Annotated in this window: 1 protein-coding gene; it reads left to right on the top strand. The window is 67.7% G+C overall.

The features are described 5' to 3' along the window. On the top strand, positions 1-551 hold a 551-nt coding region (locus CH249_RS27830; protein WP_179274303.1), incomplete at both ends, for an HNH endonuclease signature motif containing protein.

The following is a 551-nucleotide window of genomic DNA, read 5'->3' as shown; positions in this document are numbered from 1 at the left end:
CTGACCTCCGCCGCAGCGCTGTTCTGTACCCACACTCCCGTCGGCAGGGGCACACGGCACAGCTCTGCCCTCGACCTGCCCTTCGCAATCCGGCCCAACAACCGCACGATCCACACATCGGTAACCCGCACACCCGCCGGCCTCTATCTCGGCAACGCCTCCCTTGCCGCCGCACTCGAAGCCGCCATCGCCGCCGACCCCACCCTCGGCAACTCTGTACCCCGCGACCCACTCACCGACCGGGCCCTGATCTACCGACCCGACGCCCTCACCACCGCAGCCGTCCGATTCCGCGACAAACACTGCCGCTTCCCCGGCTGCCACCGCCCCGCCGCACGCTGCCAACTCGACCACATCAACCCGTTCGACCACAGCAACCCCCTCGGCGGCGGCTGGACCACCGTCAACAATCTGCAGTGCCTCTGCGACTACCACCACACCGTCAAAACCGCCGGCTACTGGAAAGCCGTCATGCTCCCCGGCGGAGCGATCCTGTGGACATCGACATCGAAGACCACCCGAATCACCCTGCCCGCCAACGGCACCGCCGT

The sequence above is a fragment of the Rhodococcus sp. 05-2255-3B1 genome (genome assembly GCF_002258545.1).
Lineage (GTDB): Bacteria > Actinomycetota > Actinomycetes > Mycobacteriales > Mycobacteriaceae > Rhodococcoides.
Note: the sequence above shows the minus strand (reverse complement) of the source record. Positions and strands in the feature narration are given on the sequence as shown.